Origin of the sequence: Kribbella sp. NBC_00889 (genome assembly GCF_045207705.1) — a bacterium.
In the GTDB taxonomy this organism is placed as follows: Bacteria; Actinomycetota; Actinomycetes; order Propionibacteriales; family Kribbellaceae; genus Kribbella.
In genome coordinates this window covers 4818965-4834757 of record NZ_CP108783.1, presented here as the reverse complement: position 1 = coordinate 4834757, position 15793 = coordinate 4818965, and the positions used below count along the sequence as shown (strand labels likewise).

General features: G+C 69.0%; 15 protein-coding genes. 11 read left to right on the top strand and 4 right to left on the bottom strand.

Annotated elements, in window-relative coordinates:
- Positions 1-18: 18 nt before the first annotated feature.
- Both OG817_RS23355 and OG817_RS23350 read right to left on the bottom strand, forming a co-directional pair.
- Positions 19-1071: a sensor histidine kinase gene (locus OG817_RS23355; protein ID WP_406046786.1), complete on the bottom strand. Its 1053-nt coding sequence runs from the start codon at positions 1069-1071 to the stop codon at positions 19-21.
- Positions 1068-1556 (bottom strand): hypothetical protein, encoded by a 489-nt coding sequence (locus OG817_RS23350; protein ID WP_406046785.1) that lies wholly within the window; start codon positions 1554-1556, stop codon positions 1068-1070. Before OG817_RS23350 ends, OG817_RS23355 begins: the two co-directional genes overlap by 4 nt.
- Positions 1557-1672: 116 nt before the next feature.
- On the opposite strand from OG817_RS23350, the gene OG817_RS23345 reads away from it, so the two are divergent.
- The 5 genes from OG817_RS23345 (at position 1673) to OG817_RS23325 (ending at position 6486) form a co-directional block, all read left to right on the top strand.
- Positions 1673-2422 (top strand): hypothetical protein, encoded by a 750-nt coding sequence (locus OG817_RS23345; RefSeq protein ID WP_406046784.1) that lies wholly within the window; start codon positions 1673-1675, stop codon positions 2420-2422.
- Positions 2422-4191, top strand: coding sequence for a GMC oxidoreductase (locus OG817_RS23340; RefSeq protein ID WP_406046783.1), 1770 nt, complete (start codon positions 2422-2424; stop codon positions 4189-4191). The genes OG817_RS23345 and OG817_RS23340 overlap by 1 nt, the downstream gene beginning before the upstream one ends.
- A gap of 93 nt (positions 4192-4284) precedes the next feature.
- Positions 4285-5052: a phytanoyl-CoA dioxygenase family protein gene (locus OG817_RS23335; protein ID WP_406046782.1), complete on the top strand. Its 768-nt coding sequence runs from the start codon at positions 4285-4287 to the stop codon at positions 5050-5052.
- The gene (locus tag OG817_RS23330) at positions 5049-5948 is read left to right on the top strand and encodes a helix-turn-helix domain-containing protein (protein WP_406046781.1); all 900 of its coding nucleotides are present in this window, start codon (positions 5049-5051) and stop codon (positions 5946-5948) included. Before OG817_RS23335 ends, OG817_RS23330 begins: the two co-directional genes overlap by 4 nt.
- 34 nt (positions 5949-5982) lie before the next feature.
- On the top strand, positions 5983-6486 hold the full coding sequence (locus OG817_RS23325) for an LLM class flavin-dependent oxidoreductase (RefSeq protein ID WP_406046780.1): 504 nt from the start codon (positions 5983-5985) through the stop codon (positions 6484-6486).
- Here OG817_RS23325 and OG817_RS23320 read toward each other — a convergent pair.
- On the bottom strand, positions 6384-6842 hold the full coding sequence (locus OG817_RS23320; RefSeq protein WP_406046779.1) for a hypothetical protein: 459 nt from the start codon (positions 6840-6842) through the stop codon (positions 6384-6386). The two genes, OG817_RS23325 and OG817_RS23320, sit on opposite strands and share 103 nt — an antisense overlap.
- Positions 6843-6923: 81 nt before the next feature.
- Here OG817_RS23320 and OG817_RS23315 point away from each other — a divergent pair, with 81 nt between their 5' ends.
- From OG817_RS23315 to OG817_RS23295, 5 genes are all read left to right on the top strand, one after another.
- Positions 6924-7538 (top strand): TetR/AcrR family transcriptional regulator C-terminal domain-containing protein, encoded by a 615-nt coding sequence (locus OG817_RS23315; RefSeq protein ID WP_406046778.1) that lies wholly within the window; start codon positions 6924-6926, stop codon positions 7536-7538.
- A 168-nt stretch (positions 7539-7706) separates the two neighbouring features.
- Positions 7707-10187, top strand: coding sequence for a leucine--tRNA ligase (gene leuS / locus OG817_RS23310; protein ID WP_406046777.1), 2481 nt, complete (start codon positions 7707-7709; stop codon positions 10185-10187).
- 48 nt (positions 10188-10235) lie between these two features.
- Positions 10236-10655, top strand: a complete 420-nt coding sequence (locus OG817_RS23305; protein ID WP_406046776.1) for a YjbQ family protein — start codon at positions 10236-10238, stop codon at positions 10653-10655.
- 100 nt (positions 10656-10755) lie between these two features.
- Positions 10756-10962, top strand: a complete 207-nt coding sequence (locus tag OG817_RS23300; protein ID WP_396394797.1) for a hypothetical protein — start codon at positions 10756-10758, stop codon at positions 10960-10962.
- 169 nt (positions 10963-11131) lie between these two features.
- The gene (locus OG817_RS23295) at positions 11132-13693 is read left to right on the top strand and encodes an ATP-binding protein (protein ID WP_406046775.1); all 2562 of its coding nucleotides are present in this window, start codon (positions 11132-11134) and stop codon (positions 13691-13693) included.
- Positions 13694-14355: 662 nt separating this feature from the next.
- Here the strand turns inward: OG817_RS23295 and OG817_RS23290 are convergent.
- Entirely contained in the window at positions 14356-14883 is a 528-nt protein-coding gene (locus OG817_RS23290; RefSeq protein WP_406046774.1) for a pyridoxamine 5'-phosphate oxidase family protein, read from the bottom strand.
- Positions 14884-14931: 48 nt separating this feature from the next.
- Between OG817_RS23290 and OG817_RS23285 the strand changes: the two genes are divergently transcribed.
- Positions 14932-15774, top strand: a complete 843-nt coding sequence (locus tag OG817_RS23285) for a DegV family protein (protein ID WP_406046773.1) — start codon at positions 14932-14934, stop codon at positions 15772-15774.
- The last annotated feature ends 19 nt before the right edge of the window (positions 15775-15793 follow it).

The window sequence follows — 15793 nt, the reverse complement described above, 5'->3', positions numbered from 1 at the left end:
GCCGCTCCCGCATCCCGGTCAGGCCGAATCCTTCGCCACTCGTCGCTCCCTTGTTACGCACCGACAGCCGGACGCCGTCGCCGTACGCCAGTTCGACGTCGACCGCCTGCCCGGCGCATGCTTCGCCGCATTCGTCAGCGCCTCCCTGGCGGCGCCGAGCAAGGCCACGGTCACGCCGGACTCCGATCGCTGCGACTCGCCCAGCACCGTGAGCCGGACCGCGGTGCCGTGGTCGTTCTCGTGCTGCTCCGCCAGCACGGCGATCGCGTGCGAGAGCTCCGGTACCTCGTCGGCCCGCAGCGCCGCCACCGCGTTGCGCGCCTCGGCCAGCCCCTGTACGGCGAGACGCCGCGAACGGCGGATGCGGTCGAGTGCACCGGCGGTGTCACCACGTTCCTCCAGCAATGCCTCTGCCACATCGAGCTGGACACTGAGTGCGCCGAGCGAGTGCGCCAGGACGTCGTGCAGGTCGCGAGCGATGCGGCCGCGTTCCTCCAGGGCCGCTGCGCGGGCGTGTTCGCTCCGGGCCAGCCGACTCTGTTCGAGCAGTTGCTCTGTTTGCCGGGCCTGGACCTCGTACTGACGGCGGTTGAGGCCGAACGCGATCAGGACGGCGGTCCACAGCAGTTGACTGAAGAACCAGCTGTCCGGGTGGCCGAACCACCAGGCCGAGACCGCGTAGGCGGCCGCCGTACAGATGGTCGCGGCAACGATCGGGCGGTTTCCGCGGACCACGCCGTCCCGGAGGAACTGCATCACCGCGATGTCGGAGACCGCGACCAGGACCAGCGCCAGGGCGTTGGAATCGTCCACTCCGGCGGTCGCGGCGCCGATCACCGCGACCGCGGTCAGCAGTCCGAGGGCGACGTGCTTCCGCGTCGCCATCAGGGCGGTGCCGGCCATGAACAGGGCCAGTCCGGCGCTGAGCACGATCCAGACCCGGTGATCGTCGGGCCGCGCGGTCGCCAGCACGGCGATCACGACGCCAGTGGTGAGCACCCGGCCGACCCAGCCGCTCTCGCCGTGCGGCCGCGCCGGCAGGACCGCCGCCAGCCTCGCCTTCGCATTCACGTGCTGGTGTACTCCTCCGCGTCGGTGTGGGCCTTGCTCTGGATGACCAACGACTGGGTGAGCAGATTCGCGCCCAGGGTGAGGAGCAGCGAACCGCCGCCGGACGTGACCGTGGCACCGATCAGGTGCCCGAGTCCCGCCAGGCCGAGCCGGACGACCAGATAGGCCACCATGATGCCGAGTCCGGGCGCGCCGAGCCTGAAGAACACCTTTCCCGCGCGCCGCTGGACCTGGGCGACCCGCCCCGTGGCGACGCCCGCCATCAGTGCGACGCCGGCCCCGGTGACCAGCAGAACCACGTCGGCCACACCGAGGTGGAGGTGCTTGTCGTACATCTGGTAGATCCCGACGCCGATCATCAACACCGGGCCGCGCCAGACATCGGCGTCGGAGTTCTCCAGCTCCGACCAGGACAGCCGGCGGGCGATCACGACGACCGCGATCGCGACCACGACGAGAGCGTTGGGCAACGTTCCGAAGGACATGTCACGGACGGTAGGCGGCCACGGTCCTCTCGCGGACCGTCCACGGGTGGAGATCGAGGTGGAGAAACCAGGAGTAACTCGCGGCCGCGGCGACGAACTCGTTGCTGCCACCCGCCGTGGACCTGATCCGGCCGGTGCTGGCGGAGCTGGCCCGGGACACGCTGAACGGGCTCACCGTCTTCGCGATGCCCGGCCGGGACCCGTACTCACGGACCCAGGGCACCCCGAGCCCGACACCGGGGGCGATCGAGGCCGGCGCAACCGACTTCATCATCAATTCGCTGGACAACTTCGTCCCGTTCCCGGACGCGATCGCGCAGCCGGTCGGCGCCGCCCTGGTGACGGGCCTTGCCGACTCGGGCATCGAGCTGCCGGGTCTGGAGGTGCTCCCGGTCCAGCTCCGCCGGCTCGATCGCGCCCTGGCGGAGTACCTGGAGAGCGACGAGGCGCTGCCGCTGTCGTTCCCGATCGCCGGCCTGCTGAACCTGATGGCGACCCAGGTGAACCCGCTCGCCGTGAACGGTCCGCATCTGTCGCCGTTCGCCCGCCTCTCGTACGCCGAGAAGGCGGCGGCGTTCGAGTTGATCGAGCAGACCGACGCGGATCTGGTCGCCCTGCTCGACGTGCAGTTCCCGGAGCCGCTGAAGGCGTCGGTGTCCGGGCTGCTGAAGTTCGTCGGCGGCGCGCTGATCGAGTTCGCCACCTTCGGCGCGTACGGCGAATCGGCCGTCTACGACAAGGTGAGCCGCACGCTGCGGGAGCGGCCGGTCGGCTGGAGCCAGACCGGCTACCAGCCGCAGGGCCCGGTCGAGGGCTGGGACGACTTCATCGGTTACTACCAGGGCCGTCAGAAGGTGAGCGACTGATGCGCGACGTCATCGTGATCGGAGCCGGCGGCGGTGGCCCGGTGGTGGCCAAGGAGCTGGCCGCGCAGGGCCTCGACGTCCTGCTGCTCGAGGCAGGCCCGCGGCACGCGAAGCCGCGCGAGGAGTGGACGACGTTCGAGGACGACGCGAACAACCCGCTCACCGGCTATCTGCGCTGGGGCCCGTCCGACCGGGAGAAGCCGGCCTGGTACCGGGAGTGGCCGCAGAACTCCTTCGTCTGGCAGCTGTCCGGCGTCGGCGGCACCACGCAGCACTTCTACGGCAACTACCCGCGCGCGTACCCGGGCGTCTTCGAGGGGTACGACGGCCCGGACCGCACCGGGTACGACGTCGACCACCGGTTCCCCTTCACGTACGGCGAACTGGTGCCGTACTTCGAGTGGGTCGAGGCCACCATGCCGGTGATGACGGCGGCGATGGGGCACAAGGAGCAGACGTTCTTCCGCGGTGCCGAGACACTCGGGCTGCCGGTGCAGACCACCAAGACCACGCATCGCCCGGCGTACCGGCCGCAGGAGAACGCGATCCTGCAGCCGGGCGGGACGGCCGGGAAGACGTCGGACAAGGACCTGCTGGTCTATCCGAGGGCCACCGGGTGCACGTTCTGCGGCTACTGCTTCCAGGGCTGCATGCGGCCGAACGGTGCCCCGCGCAACCAGTTCGCCAAGCGGTCGACCGACAACAGCTACGTGCCGATGGCGCTGACCGCGGAGGTGTGGTCGAAGGGCGGCAAGCCGGTCGAGCTGATCGCCGACGCCTTCGTCACCCAGGTCCACACCGAGCGGCGGCACGGCGTACTGACGGCGTCCGGGGTGACGTGGCGGTCCGGTGGGTCCGAGCATCGCGAGGACGCCAAGGTCGTGGTGATGTCCGGCGGCTGCACCGAGAACCCGCGGCTCTGGTTGAACAGCGGTCTGCCGAACCCCAACGGCTGGGTCGGCCGCGGCTACACCGACCACTTCTTCGACTGGGTGTTCGGCGTCTTCGACGACTACACCGGCAACCCGAAAGGCGTCGGCTCGAGTGCCCGGCTCGACTACCCGCCGTACGGCGGCCTGGAGAACGTCGGCCTGCCGCCGGCGCTGATGGCGTTCGCGGGCACGCTGTCGGACAGCGGGATCCGTGGCCAGTACACGAACGGTCGCGGCCGCACCGGACCGTGGGACGGACCGGCCGGCCGGGTGATGGGGCCGGAGCTGAAGGAGGTCCTGTCGCACGGGCTGGACCGGCTGCTGAGCGTGCTGGTGATCACCGACGACGACGTCGAGGCGCAGAACCGGGTCACGCTGTCGGCGTTGCCGGCCGACGAGAACGGGCCGATCCCGAAGGTCACCTTCAAGCAGCGGCAGCGCACCGCGCGGACGCTGCGCAACCGCGAGTTCATGGCCCGCAAGGCGGCCGAGCTGCTGCGCGGTGCCGGCGCGAAGAAGGTCTACCGGATCGACTGGGCTCCGCTGATCCTGCACGTCCAGTCGTCGATGCGGATGGGGGCGTCCGAGCACAACTCGGTCCTCGATCCGCGCGGCGAGACCCGGGCGGTGAAGCGGCTGTTCATCGCGGACAACTCCGCGCTGTCCAACGGCCTGGGCGGCCCGAATCCGACGCTGACCTCGCAGGCGCTGGCGACGCGGACGGCCGAGAAGATCTTCGAGACCTACTTCGGTGGCGATCCGTGGGTCCGGTCCGGGTCCCCGGTGGTGTCCACGGACCCGCGGATCAGCGTCCGGCTGGGGCAGCTCGGACTGTGATGTCCGTTTGACGAACATCGGCGTCCGGTCCGGTCCTGCCCTCCGGACGCGGGTGTTCGTAGCCTCGAAGTACCCGATCAGGAGGACTTCGAGATGACGATCACCTCGACGGCAGCGGACCTGTCCGCACTCGCCACGCACTACGCCGAGGACGGCTTCGTCCTGGTGAAAGGCCTGCTCAGCAAGGAGGAGGCGGCCTACTACCGGCAGCGCAGCCACGAGCTGCTGGCCCAGCTGAACCGCAACGACGACGCCACCTGGAAGTCCGCGATGGGACTGTCCGACGGCGCGACCCGACTGCAGCATCTGCATGACGCGCAGTTCTACGACGCGGAGTTCAGCAAGCTGGTGATCGACCCGCGGTTCACCGACGTGGCCGCTGCGGTGATGGGCGTGGACAACGTCCAGTTGCACCACACCAAGCTGTTCGTGAAGCCGCCGGAGAACGGCTCGCCGTTCCCGCTGCACCAGGACTACCCGTTCTTCCCGCACAAGTACCACCGGGTCGGCGCCGCGATCTTCCACTTCGACGACGCGCCGGTGGAGAAGGGCTGCGTCCGCGTGATCCCGGGCAGCCACAAGGACGGGCCGCGCCAGCACGAGGCGGAGGGTTCGTACCATCTGATCGATCCGCCGTTCGAGGCGGCGACGCCGCAGCCGGCCGAGGCGGGCGACGTACTGTTCTTCACCTATCTGACCGTGCACGGGTCCGGGGTGAACACCAGCGACGGGGCGCGGACCACCTGGCTGATCCAGTACCGCGACCCGGCGGACCCGCCGACGGTGAAGACGCACGACCACTCGCTCGGGCAGGGCATGATGCTGCGAGGAGTCGACCCGACCGGCAGGAGCGCTGTTTGACCCTCGCGGATGTCGCGATCGCGGACCGTTTCGTCGACCTCGCCGGACTGCTCGAGTCCTGCGAGGTCGACGGGTTCCGCGCGGACTTCCTCAGCTGGGGGCACTACCGGCCGGAGTACTGGCGCAACTACTGGCACAGCCATTCGTTCCACGAGGTCTGCCTGGCCTACTCCGGCGCGGGCCGCTTCAACTCGGGAGACCTGAGGTACGACGTTCAGCCGGGCTCGGTGTTCCTGGCCCGCCCCGGCGATGTCCACGAGATCCAGTCCAGCCGGAGCGAGCCACTCGGCATCGCCTTCTGGGGCTTCACGTTCCGGCCAGGCGCTGATGAACCCGGCTGGTGGTCCGGACTGACACGTTCGGATGGGCCCGTGATGTCAGACCGGACCGGCTCACTCCCTGCACTGATCACAGCGCTGGCGGCGGAGGCGGCGGCGCCGGTGTCCGGCTACAGCACCGCTCTGGGCGCTCTGGGCGCGACTCTGGTCATGGAGACCGCCCGAGCCTTCGCCCTCGACGAGGACCTGGCAGTGGAGCCGGTACGGCGTGACCGCGGCCCTCTGGTCGTGGAGGCGATGCAGCGCCACCTGCGTGACAACCTGTCCCGCGCGATCACGGTGCGGGATGTAGCCGCCGCCGCACACCTCTCGGAGCGCCACGCCGAGCGACTCTTCCAACAGCAGACCGGCGCCTCGATCATGACCACTCTCCGCCGACTCCGCCTGGAACTGGCCGCCCAGCTACTCCTCGACCCCACGGTCACCGTCACCGAGGTAGCCCGGTCTTGCGGGTACTCCGACGTACGCCCGTTCTCCACTGCGTTCCGCCGCCACTACGGCCGCACTCCCGGCGAGCACCGCCGCGCCGGCGGCACCGAGTTCGTTCAGGAGATTTGACCTGAACCTCGGTTGAGGTCTCAGGCTGGCTGCCATGATGAAGATCGGCGTCATCCTGCCCTCCGTAGATGTCCAGCGAACCGAACACCTCGACCTGCGCGCGGCCGCCAGGTACGCCGAAGAGGCGGGGCTGGACAGCGTCTGGATGGGCGATCATCTCGCCATCGGTGCCGCGACCCTGGAGGCGACGATCGGGCTGGCGACCGCGGCAGCCGTCACGGAGCGGGTCGCGATCGGAGCCAGCGTCTTCGTGCCGGCGATCCGCCCGCTGGCCTGGGCTGCCAAGCAGATCGCCTCGCTGCAGTACGTCTCCGGCGAACGACTGATCCTCGGGGTCGGATCGGGTGGTGGCGAGGAGCAGTGGCGGGCGGCCGAGGTTCCGTTCGCCGAGCGCGGGCGACCACCTCGCCGCCGTACGCGCACTGCTCTGACAGGTCAGTCCCGGCGGCGCCGCCAGAGACCCACAACGGCGACCAGTCCGGCCAGGGACGGCAGGGCGCCGATGATGCCGTGCAGTGGCGGCACGATCGTGGTGTAAGCCTCGCCGCCGACGGACAGACCTATGAGTTGGATGGTCGCGCCGAGGACGAACAGCACAGTGCTGACCGCGCGGACCCGGCGTTTGCCTCGGGCGACGCCCCAGATCGCGTACAGCCAACCGACGAGCCCGACGACTCCGACAGCGGCCAGGTAGATGGCGATCGCGTTGCGGTCGGCAAGGACCGACTTCTGCGGCCAGGCCGGGTATGCCGCCCGGACGTGGTCGGCGATGAGGTCGATCGTGACGATGTCGATCAGCGGCGCGAGCGTGGCCAGGACGGTCAGCAGCAGGCCGGCGTACAGAGCCGGTCTGACGTACGCCGGTGAGCGGGGTGGTGCGGCCATGGTGGTCATCGCGATCCTCCTGATTCTTACGGTGTATGTTTCAGGGTATACTTACGCCGTAAGAATCATCAAACGAGAATCAGGGTCCCGATGACTGCCCGCCGTACCCGTGGCCACAGCGTGGGGCTGACCCGTGAGGCGGTACTGCGGGCCGCGCTCGCGTTGGCCGATCGCGAAGGGCTGAAGGCGCTGTCGATGCGCCGGCTCGGCGCCGAGTTGGACGTCGAGGCCATGACGATCTACCACCACGTGCCGAACAAGGACGCCCTGCTGGACGGTCTGGTCGAGCAACTCGTCGCCTCGATCGCCCCTCCGGTGTTCGAGACGCCTTGGCAGGAAGGCATCCGCGACTATGCGCAGAGTCTGCGGGCCGCACTCCTCGCGCACCCCAATCTGGTCCCGCTGATCGCGTCCCGGCCGGCCATCACCACACAGAACCTTCAGGTGCTGGAGACCACGTTGGGGAGCCTGCGGTCTGCTGGTCTCGCACCCGCTGACGCACTGGACGTCATCTACGCGGTGACCGGCTTCGTCGTCGGCCAGGTCGTCACCGCGTCGGAGGGTGATCCGGTCGATCAACTGGCGCCGCTCGACCTCTCCGAGTTTCCGTTGCTGGCCGAGGCGGCGAAGGGACCGCGAGATGCGGAAGCACGCTTCGTGTTCGCGCTGGACGCCCTGGTGTCCGGTCTCGGCTCGAGGCGCTAGACTGGTGGCATGCGAGTGAGCCTGCTCCTTAGTTAGCCGTACTGGCATCCAGGCGCCGATGAGCGCCGGTCAGTGCGGCGTCCCCTCCTGTGTGAGGGGCTTTTTCATTTCTGGGAACGCCGTCTGGCAGATTTAGGCTCAACAACACACGAGTGCGGGAGTAGGACCGTGAGCGAGCAGGTGGAGGACGCCCCTATCGACCGGGGTGGGTACGACTTCAACGTCATGCAGGCCAAGTGGCGGCCGGTGTGGGAGAAGCTGGACCCGTTCAAGGCACGTGACGACGGCTCGGCTGAGCGGCGTTACGCGCTCACGATGTTCTCCTACCCCTCCGGCGACCTGCACATGGGCCACGCCGAGGTCTTCGCGCTGCACGACCTGCTGTCGCGGTACTGGTTCCAGCAGGGGTACGACGTACTGAACCCGATCGGCTGGGACTCCTTCGGGCTGCCTGCCGAGAACGCGGCGATCAAGCGCAACGAGCACCCGGCGACCTACACCTACGCCAATATCGAGACGCAGGCCGAGTCGATCCGGCGCTACGGCATGAGCTTCGACTGGTCGCGCCGGCTGCACACCTCCGACCCGGAGTACTACAAGTGGACGCAGTGGCTGTTCCTGCGGTTCTACGAGCGCGGGCTGGCGTACCGCAAGGCGTCGTTCGTGAACTGGTGCCCGCACGACCAGACCGTCCTGGCCAACGAGCAGGTGATCCAGGGTCGCTGTGAGCGGTGCGGGCACGAGGTCACCAAGCGCGAGCTGACCCAGTGGTACTTCAAGACCACGGAGTACGCCCAGCGGCTGCTGGACGACATGGAGCTGCTGCAGTGGCCGGAAGAGATCCTGCTGATGCAGCGCAACTGGATCGGCCGGTCCGAGGGCGCGTTCGCGGACTTCCAGGTCGAGGGCCGGGACGAGCCGATCCGGGTCTTCACGACCCGGCCGGACACGCTGTTCGGCGCTACCTTCATGGTGGTCGCACCGGATGCGAAGCTGGCCGCCGAGCTGGTCACTCCTGACCAGCAGGCCGCCTTCGACGAGTACCTGACCGCGGTCAAGTCGACCACCGAGATCGAGCGGCTGAGCACCGAGCGGGACAAGACCGGTGTGTTCCTGGGGTCGTACGCCATCAACCCGGTGACCGGGGAGCGGATCCAGATCTGGGCCGCCGACTACGTGCTGGCCGACTACGGCACCGGCGCGATCATGGCGGTGCCCGGCCAGGACACCCGGGACTGGGAGTTCGCGGAGAAGTTCGGCCTGCCGATCGTGCGGACCGTGCAGCCGTCACCCGACTTCGACGGCAAGGCGTACACGGGCGAAGGCCCGGCGATCAACAGCGCGAACGACGAGATCAGCCTGGACGGACTGGGCGTCGACGAGGCCAAGGCCCGGATCATCGACTGGCTGGACAGCAAGGGGCTGGGCGAGCGGACGATCAATTACCGGCTGCGCGACTGGCTGCTGAGCAGGCAGCGGTTCTGGGGCGCGCCGATCCCGATCATCCACTGCCCGACGTGTGGCGAGGTGCCGGTCCCGGACGACCAGCTGCCGATGGAGCTGCCCGACCTGCGCGGTGCCGACCTGGCGCCGAAGGGCGTGTCGCCGCTGGCCGCGGACCGCGAGTGGGTCGAGGTCGACTGCCCGAAGTGCGGTGGCAAGGCCGAGCGTGACACCGACACGATGGACACCTTCGTCGACTCGTCCTGGTACTTCCTGCGCTACCTGTCGCCGGAGTACACCGACGGCCCGTACGACCCGGCCGCTGCCGAGCGGTGGATGTCGGTCTACCAGTACGTCGGCGGCAAGGAGCACGCCGTACTGCATCTGCTGTACGCGCGGTTCTTCGTCAAGGCGCTGCACGACATGGGTATGCTGACCGTCGTCGAGCCGTTCACCCGGCTGCTGAACCAGGGCCAGGTGATCAACCAGGGCAAGTCGATGAGCAAGTCGCTGGGCAACGGCGTGAACCTGGGCGACCAGATCGACCTGTACGGCGTCGACGCGGTCCGGCTGACCATGGTGTTCGCCGGTCCGCCGGCCGACGACATCGACTGGGCCGACATGTCGCCGGGAGGCTCGCTGAAGTTCCTGCAACGGGCCTGGCGGCTGGCGGGATCGGTCGAGGCGCCGCTGGGTTCGGATCCCTCGACCGGTGATGTCGAGCTGCGCCGGATCACCCACCGGACGATCGCGGACTCGGCCGAGCTGATCGACTCGATGCGGTTCAACGTGATGGTTGCCCGGGTCATGGAGTTGGTGAACGCCACCCGGAAGGCGATCGACGCCGGACCGGGCGCGGCCGATCCGGCGGTCCGGGAGGCGGTCGAGACGGTGGCGGTGCTGCTGAGCCTGGTCGCGCCGTACACGGCCGAGGACATGTGGGAGACGCTGGGCTACGAGCCGACCGTCGCCAAGGCCGGCTGGCCGAAGGTCGACCCGGCGCTGCTGGTCCAGGACACGGTCACCTGCGTGGTCCAGATCGCCGGCAAGGTGCGGGACCGGCTGGAGATCGCGCCGGACATCAGCGACGCCGATCTGGAGCAGCTGGCGCTGGCCTCCGATGCGGTCCAGAAGGCGCTGGACGGCCGGGGTATCCGCAAGGTCATCGTGCGCGCGCCGAAGCTGGTCAACATCGTTCCGGCCTGATCGTTGCGGCCTGGCCCGTGTCCAAGTGGCACGGGCTAGGCTGCTCAGATGCGTTCTGAGCTGATCGATGTCACGACCGGCGGTGCGGAAGTCGTCTTCGACCTGACGAGCAGGTGTGAGCAGTACGTCAGCTCCGAGGCTCATCAGGCCCAGGGCGACGGACTGCTGCACATCTTCGTCCCGCACGCGACGGCGGGGATCGCCATCCTCGAGACCGGGGCCGGCAGCGACACCGACCTGCTCGCGGTGCTCGAGCAACTGCTGCCGCGCGACCTCGAGTGGCGGCACCGGCACGGTACGCCGGGTCACGGGCGCGACCACGTGGTGCCCGCGCTGATGCCGCCGTACGCGACGATCCCGGTGCTGGACGGGCGGATGATGCTCGGCACCTGGCAGGCGATCTGCCTGGTCGATACCAATGTCGACAATCCCCGGCGGCAGGTCCGGCTTTCCTGGCTTCCCGGTTAACGGATCACCAGGTAACTCGCCGGGAGGGATTTCGGTGACTTATCGTGATGTTGCCGATCGCGTTACGTTCGCGAAACACGGCTCGGATTGAATTGCCCGCATGGCAGCCCTTGAGACTCTGCGGGACCACTGGCATGGCCTCGGCACCGAACTCCTCATCCGCGCCACCCGCGGTATTTGTGACGGCAGCCTGACGAATGCCGATTCCGGCCGCGCGGACACCCGGGCCCGACTCGACGACTGGGCCGGAATCCTTTCCCTCTACGCCGGCGACAATGAATCCGCCTCGGTTCGCGCAAGTGCTTGAATCACCGGGCCGGATGATTTTCTGCGCGTTCAATAATTGCGTTCTGAAGTAAACCCGTTGCCTTGGTCAACAGTTCTGTGTGATACCGCTCACTGGACGCACCCGGCACCGATCGCTCAGTCACGCTATGTTGTGACAGGAACGTGAGGCTCTAGAGGGGTGACGGGCTTTGTCGGACACGGATGGCCGGGCTGAGGGGCGGCGGAGCTTCGCCGATCTGTTGCTCGACTTGAGAGTCCAGTCGGGCCTCTCCCAGGAGGAGCTGGCCGACCGGGCCGGGCTCAGCGTGCGGAGCATCCGTGAGATGGAAGCCGGCCGGGTGGCGCGTCCCCGGAAGGACTCCGTCCGGCTGCTCGCCGAGGGACTCGGACTCGGATCCAGCGACGCGGACCGCTTCCTCGCCGCGGCCGGGCACGGCGCCGTACGACCGGTGATCTCGGTGGCCGACCCGGCACCGACCGGACTGCGCTGGCGCGGGACGCGGCCGATCCCGGACGGCCTCGTCGGCCGTGAGCAAGAGCTGCTGGAGCTGGAAGGGCTGCTGCGGCAGAACCGGCTGGTCACGCTCGTCGGCCCTGGTGGAGTCGGCAAGACCGAGCTCGCGCTGGCTGCGGCCGACAAGTTCTCCGGTGCTGACACGACGGTGGTGGTTGTCGACCTCACGACCGTCCAGCGGGACGCCGCCGTACCGTCGGCCATCCTGGACGCGTTCGGCACGGCTCCCGGTACGTCGGACCTGGACGACGTACTGTCCGGCCGCCGGCCGGGTGACCTGGTGATCGTCGAGGACAACGCCGAGCATGTGCTCGACGGGGTCGCTACGGTGGCGAACCGGATGGTCCGCAGCTTCCCGGGCATCGGCGTGCTGGTGACGTCGCGGATCCCGCTCGGGCTGCCGGACGAGGTGGTCCGCCGGGTGCAGGTGCTCGGCGTACCGGACAACGACAGAGACTTCGGGGACATCGCGGCCAGCCCGGCGGTGGAGATGTTCTGCCGGCGGGTGGCTCGGGTGCGGCCCGACTTCGTGCTGACCGAGGAGAACGCGTCGATCGTCGCCCGGCTGTGCCGCCGCTTGGACGGGCTACCTCTGGCTCTGGAGCTGGCGGCTGCGCGAGCCGGTTCGCTGTCGGTGGAGACGATACTGGCCGCGCTGGACGACCGGTTCCGGCTGCTGTCCGGGCCGAGGCGGTTCGGTGCGCCGCATCAGCGGACGCTGGCGGACACGATCGCCTGGAGCGTGGACGCGCTGTCCGACGCCGCGCGGCAACTGCTCTACCGCGCATCGGTGCTCGGGTCGCCGTTCACGCTGGATGCGGTGGCCGGCGTGTGTACAGGCGATCCGATCGAAGCGGCCGACGTACCGATGCTGCTGGCCGAGCTGGTGGACAAGTCGCTGCTGCAGCCGGTGCACGAGTTCGAGCAGCTGTACGGCGCCCGCTACAAGCTGCTGGAGACGATCCGCGAGCACGCGTACGCCGGTCTGTCGTCGCAGGGAGACGACCTGATCGAGTTCCGCGACCGCGCGGTGGCGTGGTGCTCGAACTACGTCTCCGGGCTCGAGGGCGCGTGGTCCTCGCCCGACCGGGAACGGCGCTACCGGGCTGCGAACGCCAACTCGGCGCTCTTCGAGGTGGCGCTGGCTCGCGCGGCCGAGCTCGGGCAGTGGGACGTGGCCGCGCGGATCGTGCTCGGGTTCCGGATCGCGTGGCAGTACCAGGCGAGTGTGGCCGAGAGCGGGATCCGTTGGGCGACCTTGTGCGCGGACAACGTCGCGGACAAGGAAGTCAGCGGCATGCTGCGCGCGATCGCCGGGCGGCTGTCGAGCCTGACCGGTGACGTCCGTGGTGCGCGCCGACACTACGGCGAGGCCCGCACACTGATCCCCGGCGAGACCGAGATGGGCCTGGTCGCCCGCGGCGGGTGGGTGTCGTCCGGTTCGCATCTGCTCGACACGCAGAGCCTGGCTGAGATCCCGGCGCTCGTGGATGACGCGCGCAAGCACGGCGACGTGCAGCGGTCCGCGACGGTGCAGGCCATCTGCGGACTCGCCCTGCTGCGATGGGGTCGCCTGCCTGAGGCCAAGGAGCTGCTGCTCGCCTGGGAGGCCGCACTGGTCAACCCGGGCGTGTATCCGGACGAGATCGCGTACATGGCGCTCAGCCGCGTCGAGCTGGAGCTCGGCAACCTGTCCGACGCGCGGCGCTGGGCGCTGCTCGCCCGCGGCAGCCAGGCCTCCGACGACCCGGAGCGCACCAAGGTCGCCGGCTGCCTGGCCATGGTCGAGTACCACGACGGCCAGTACGACGAGGCCCGGGCGCTGCTCGACGAGGCGGATGCCGACATCCGCGGGCACCGGGGGTACTTCGACTACCAAGTCATGCGCTACCGCAGCCGCATGGCCCGAGACGCCGGCGACGCGGAGCAGGCCCGCATCTGCATCCGCGACGCGGTCAACCGGCTGCTGGTCGAGGGGCGGGTCGTGTACCTGCTGGAGGTCCTGCCGGAGGCCGTGGCCGTGCTGCACGCCCTCGGGAAGTCCGAGGACGGCGACGCCCTGTGTGGCCAGTTGCTGGCCTGGCAGCGGTCCATGGACCCGCCGATGCTCCCGACCGCGTGGGCGGTGCTGCAGGAGTCCTGCGAGAGTGCCTCGGTGGCTCCCGGCTGGCCGGAGCCCGACCCCGCCGCAGCGGTGCTGCGGCTGGCGAACGACGTACTCGCTGCGCTTTCGTGACGCCGATCCGCTGAAGCTGCCGGACAACTGCCGGTTCTTCTGCCTCGTCCTGACATGGCTGCCGGACGAAGAATTACAGCCGTAGGACAGGTTCCACGAAGCAGAGTCCGACACCGGCAGCGGCGGCAGGGAAGGGGTGGTGAGCCATGACGAGGCCTTGGTTCACCGCAGCACTGCCGTCGAGCTCGGAGAGGCAACGCGGAGGGTATCCGGTGGCCGACTGGTGGGGGCGCCGATCGGCTGCCGAGAGCTCCGGAGTGCTGCACAGTGCGGATCTGTCCTGCCTGAACCGGGTGCCGTGCGCCGTCAGGGCACCGGACCCGGGGCGAGGTCCCAGTATTGGGCCGTGCACACGACACAGGGGACGAGTGCCGGTCCGGCTGACACGGGGAAGTGGTGGGTTTGGTCACCCGCTGCGGTGGGTCGGCTGCTGGGACCTCCCGGGACCTCGACGGGCTCGCGGTCAGACCGGTACTTCGCGGAACCGGCACGGGGAGTAGCTCGCCGAGGTTTCTGAGCTCAGCTGACAACAAGGGGGAGTCAGCAGAAGAAGTTGGAACGCTGGCAACGAGGGGAGTCAGCGTGACGAACTGGGGGGTCGGTGCAGTGGGGAGCCGGCACAACGAGGTGGAGGCCACCGGAGGGGTTGGCCTCCACCTCGCTCAGTGCTTGGGGGAGTCCGCCTGCTCGAGGACCGCCTTCTTGTCGAAGGCGTAGCCGACCATCCAGGTCGGCTGGAGGCGGTAGTAGACGATGTCGTCGCCCCAGCTCGACGGTGAGCTGCCGTAGTGCTTGACCAGGTGCGCCTCGATCTCCGCGAAGTCCGGGTGGTCCGGTGTCAACGTCTCCACCTGCCCGTGACTGAACACGCCGATCCGCTCGCCGTCGACGTACGAGACGCTGGCCGCGGGCCGGACCTTGAGGTGCCGTGCCTTGGCCGCGGACCCGGAGGTCGTGAACACCCACCGCGCGTGCAGGAAGTGGCCGTCGACCGCACTGATCCGTGGCTCGCCGCGGGCGGTGACGGTGGCCAGGTTCAGCGTGCACATGCCAGTCAGAACCCGCACCAGCTCGCCGGCGTCCAGCCGGCGCGAGTCCGTGATGATGTTGTGCAGATGCTCCGTCGAGCGCTGGTACGCCGCGTCGAGGAGCTGCTGCAGGTCGGTGACTTCTGCCGCTGTCTCCTTCATCTCCGCAGTCTGGCAGACACGCACTTAACTGTCCGGTAACCTCGCTTCATGTCAGCCCGCGTGCACGTCGTCACCGACTCCACGGCTGGGCTGGCCACGCACGAGGTGCTCCGCCACCCGCTGACCGTCGTACCACTCCAGGTCGTCATCGGCGGGACGTCGTACGACGATGGCGCCACCTCGACCGACGCGGTCGCGGAGGCGCTCAAGACCTTCACCCCGGTGTCGACCAGCCGCCCGGCGCCGCAGACCTTCGCGGACACATACGCCGCTTGTGCGAAGGACGGAGCGGAGTCGGTGGTGTCGATCCACCTCTCCGGCGATATGTCCGGCACCGTCGAGGCGGCCATGATCGGCGCCAAGGAGTCGCCGATCCCGGTCCGCGTGGTCGACTCCCGCTCGCTGGGCATGGGCCTCGGGTTCCCCGTCCTGGCCGCGGCCGCCGCAGCCGCCGCGGGGGAGGACCAGGCCGGCGTCGAGGCCGCGGCCCGCACGCGGATGGCGTCGATCTCGGCGTACTTCTACGTCGACACCCTCGAGTACCTCCGCCGCGGCGGCCGCATCGGCGCGGCTCAAGCCCTCCTCGGTACGGCGCTCGCCGTCAAACCACTGCTGACGATCAGTGGCGGCCGGATCGTCCCGCTCGAAAAGGTCCGCACCTCCAGCCGAGCCATCGCCCGCCTCGCCGACATCGCCGTCCAACGCGCCGGTGACACCCCGGTCCAGATCGCGGTCCACCACCTCGCCAACCTCGAAAAAGCCCAAACCCTCGCCGACGGCCTCTCCGACCGCCTTCCCGCAGCCGAAGAAATAGTCCTCCGCGAAGTAGGAGCCGTCATAGGCGCCCACGTAGGCCCCGGCCTCCTAGCCGTAGTAGTAGCCCCGCGCTGATCTCCTGTGGGTTCTCCAC

Bases quoted from the DNA above. Each gene is read 5' to 3' on its own strand.
- OG817_RS23290 (WP_406046774.1), bottom strand. From the start codon at position 14,883: ATGAAGGAGACAGCGGCAGAAGTCACCGACCTGCAGCAGCTCCTCGAC.
- OG817_RS23340 (WP_406046783.1), top strand. From the start codon at position 2,422: ATGCGCGACGTCATCGTGATCGGAGCCGGCGGCGGTGGCCCGGTGGTG.
- OG817_RS23315 (WP_406046778.1), top strand. From the start codon at position 6,924: ATGACTGCCCGCCGTACCCGTGGCCACAGCGTGGGGCTGACCCGTGAG.
- OG817_RS23325 (WP_406046780.1), top strand. From the start codon at position 5,983: ATGATGAAGATCGGCGTCATCCTGCCCTCCGTAGATGTCCAGCGAACC.
- OG817_RS23305 (WP_406046776.1), top strand. From the start codon at position 10,236: ATGCGTTCTGAGCTGATCGATGTCACGACCGGCGGTGCGGAAGTCGTC.
- OG817_RS23285 (WP_406046773.1), top strand. From the start codon at position 14,932: ATGTCAGCCCGCGTGCACGTCGTCACCGACTCCACGGCTGGGCTGGCC.
- OG817_RS23320 (WP_406046779.1), bottom strand. From the start codon at position 6,842: ATGACCACCATGGCCGCACCACCCCGCTCACCGGCGTACGTCAGACCG.
- OG817_RS23350 (WP_406046785.1), bottom strand. From the start codon at position 1,556: ATGTCCTTCGGAACGTTGCCCAACGCTCTCGTCGTGGTCGCGATCGCG.
- OG817_RS23335 (WP_406046782.1), top strand. From the start codon at position 4,285: ATGACGATCACCTCGACGGCAGCGGACCTGTCCGCACTCGCCACGCAC.
- OG817_RS23300 (WP_396394797.1), top strand. From the start codon at position 10,756: ATGGCAGCCCTTGAGACTCTGCGGGACCACTGGCATGGCCTCGGCACC.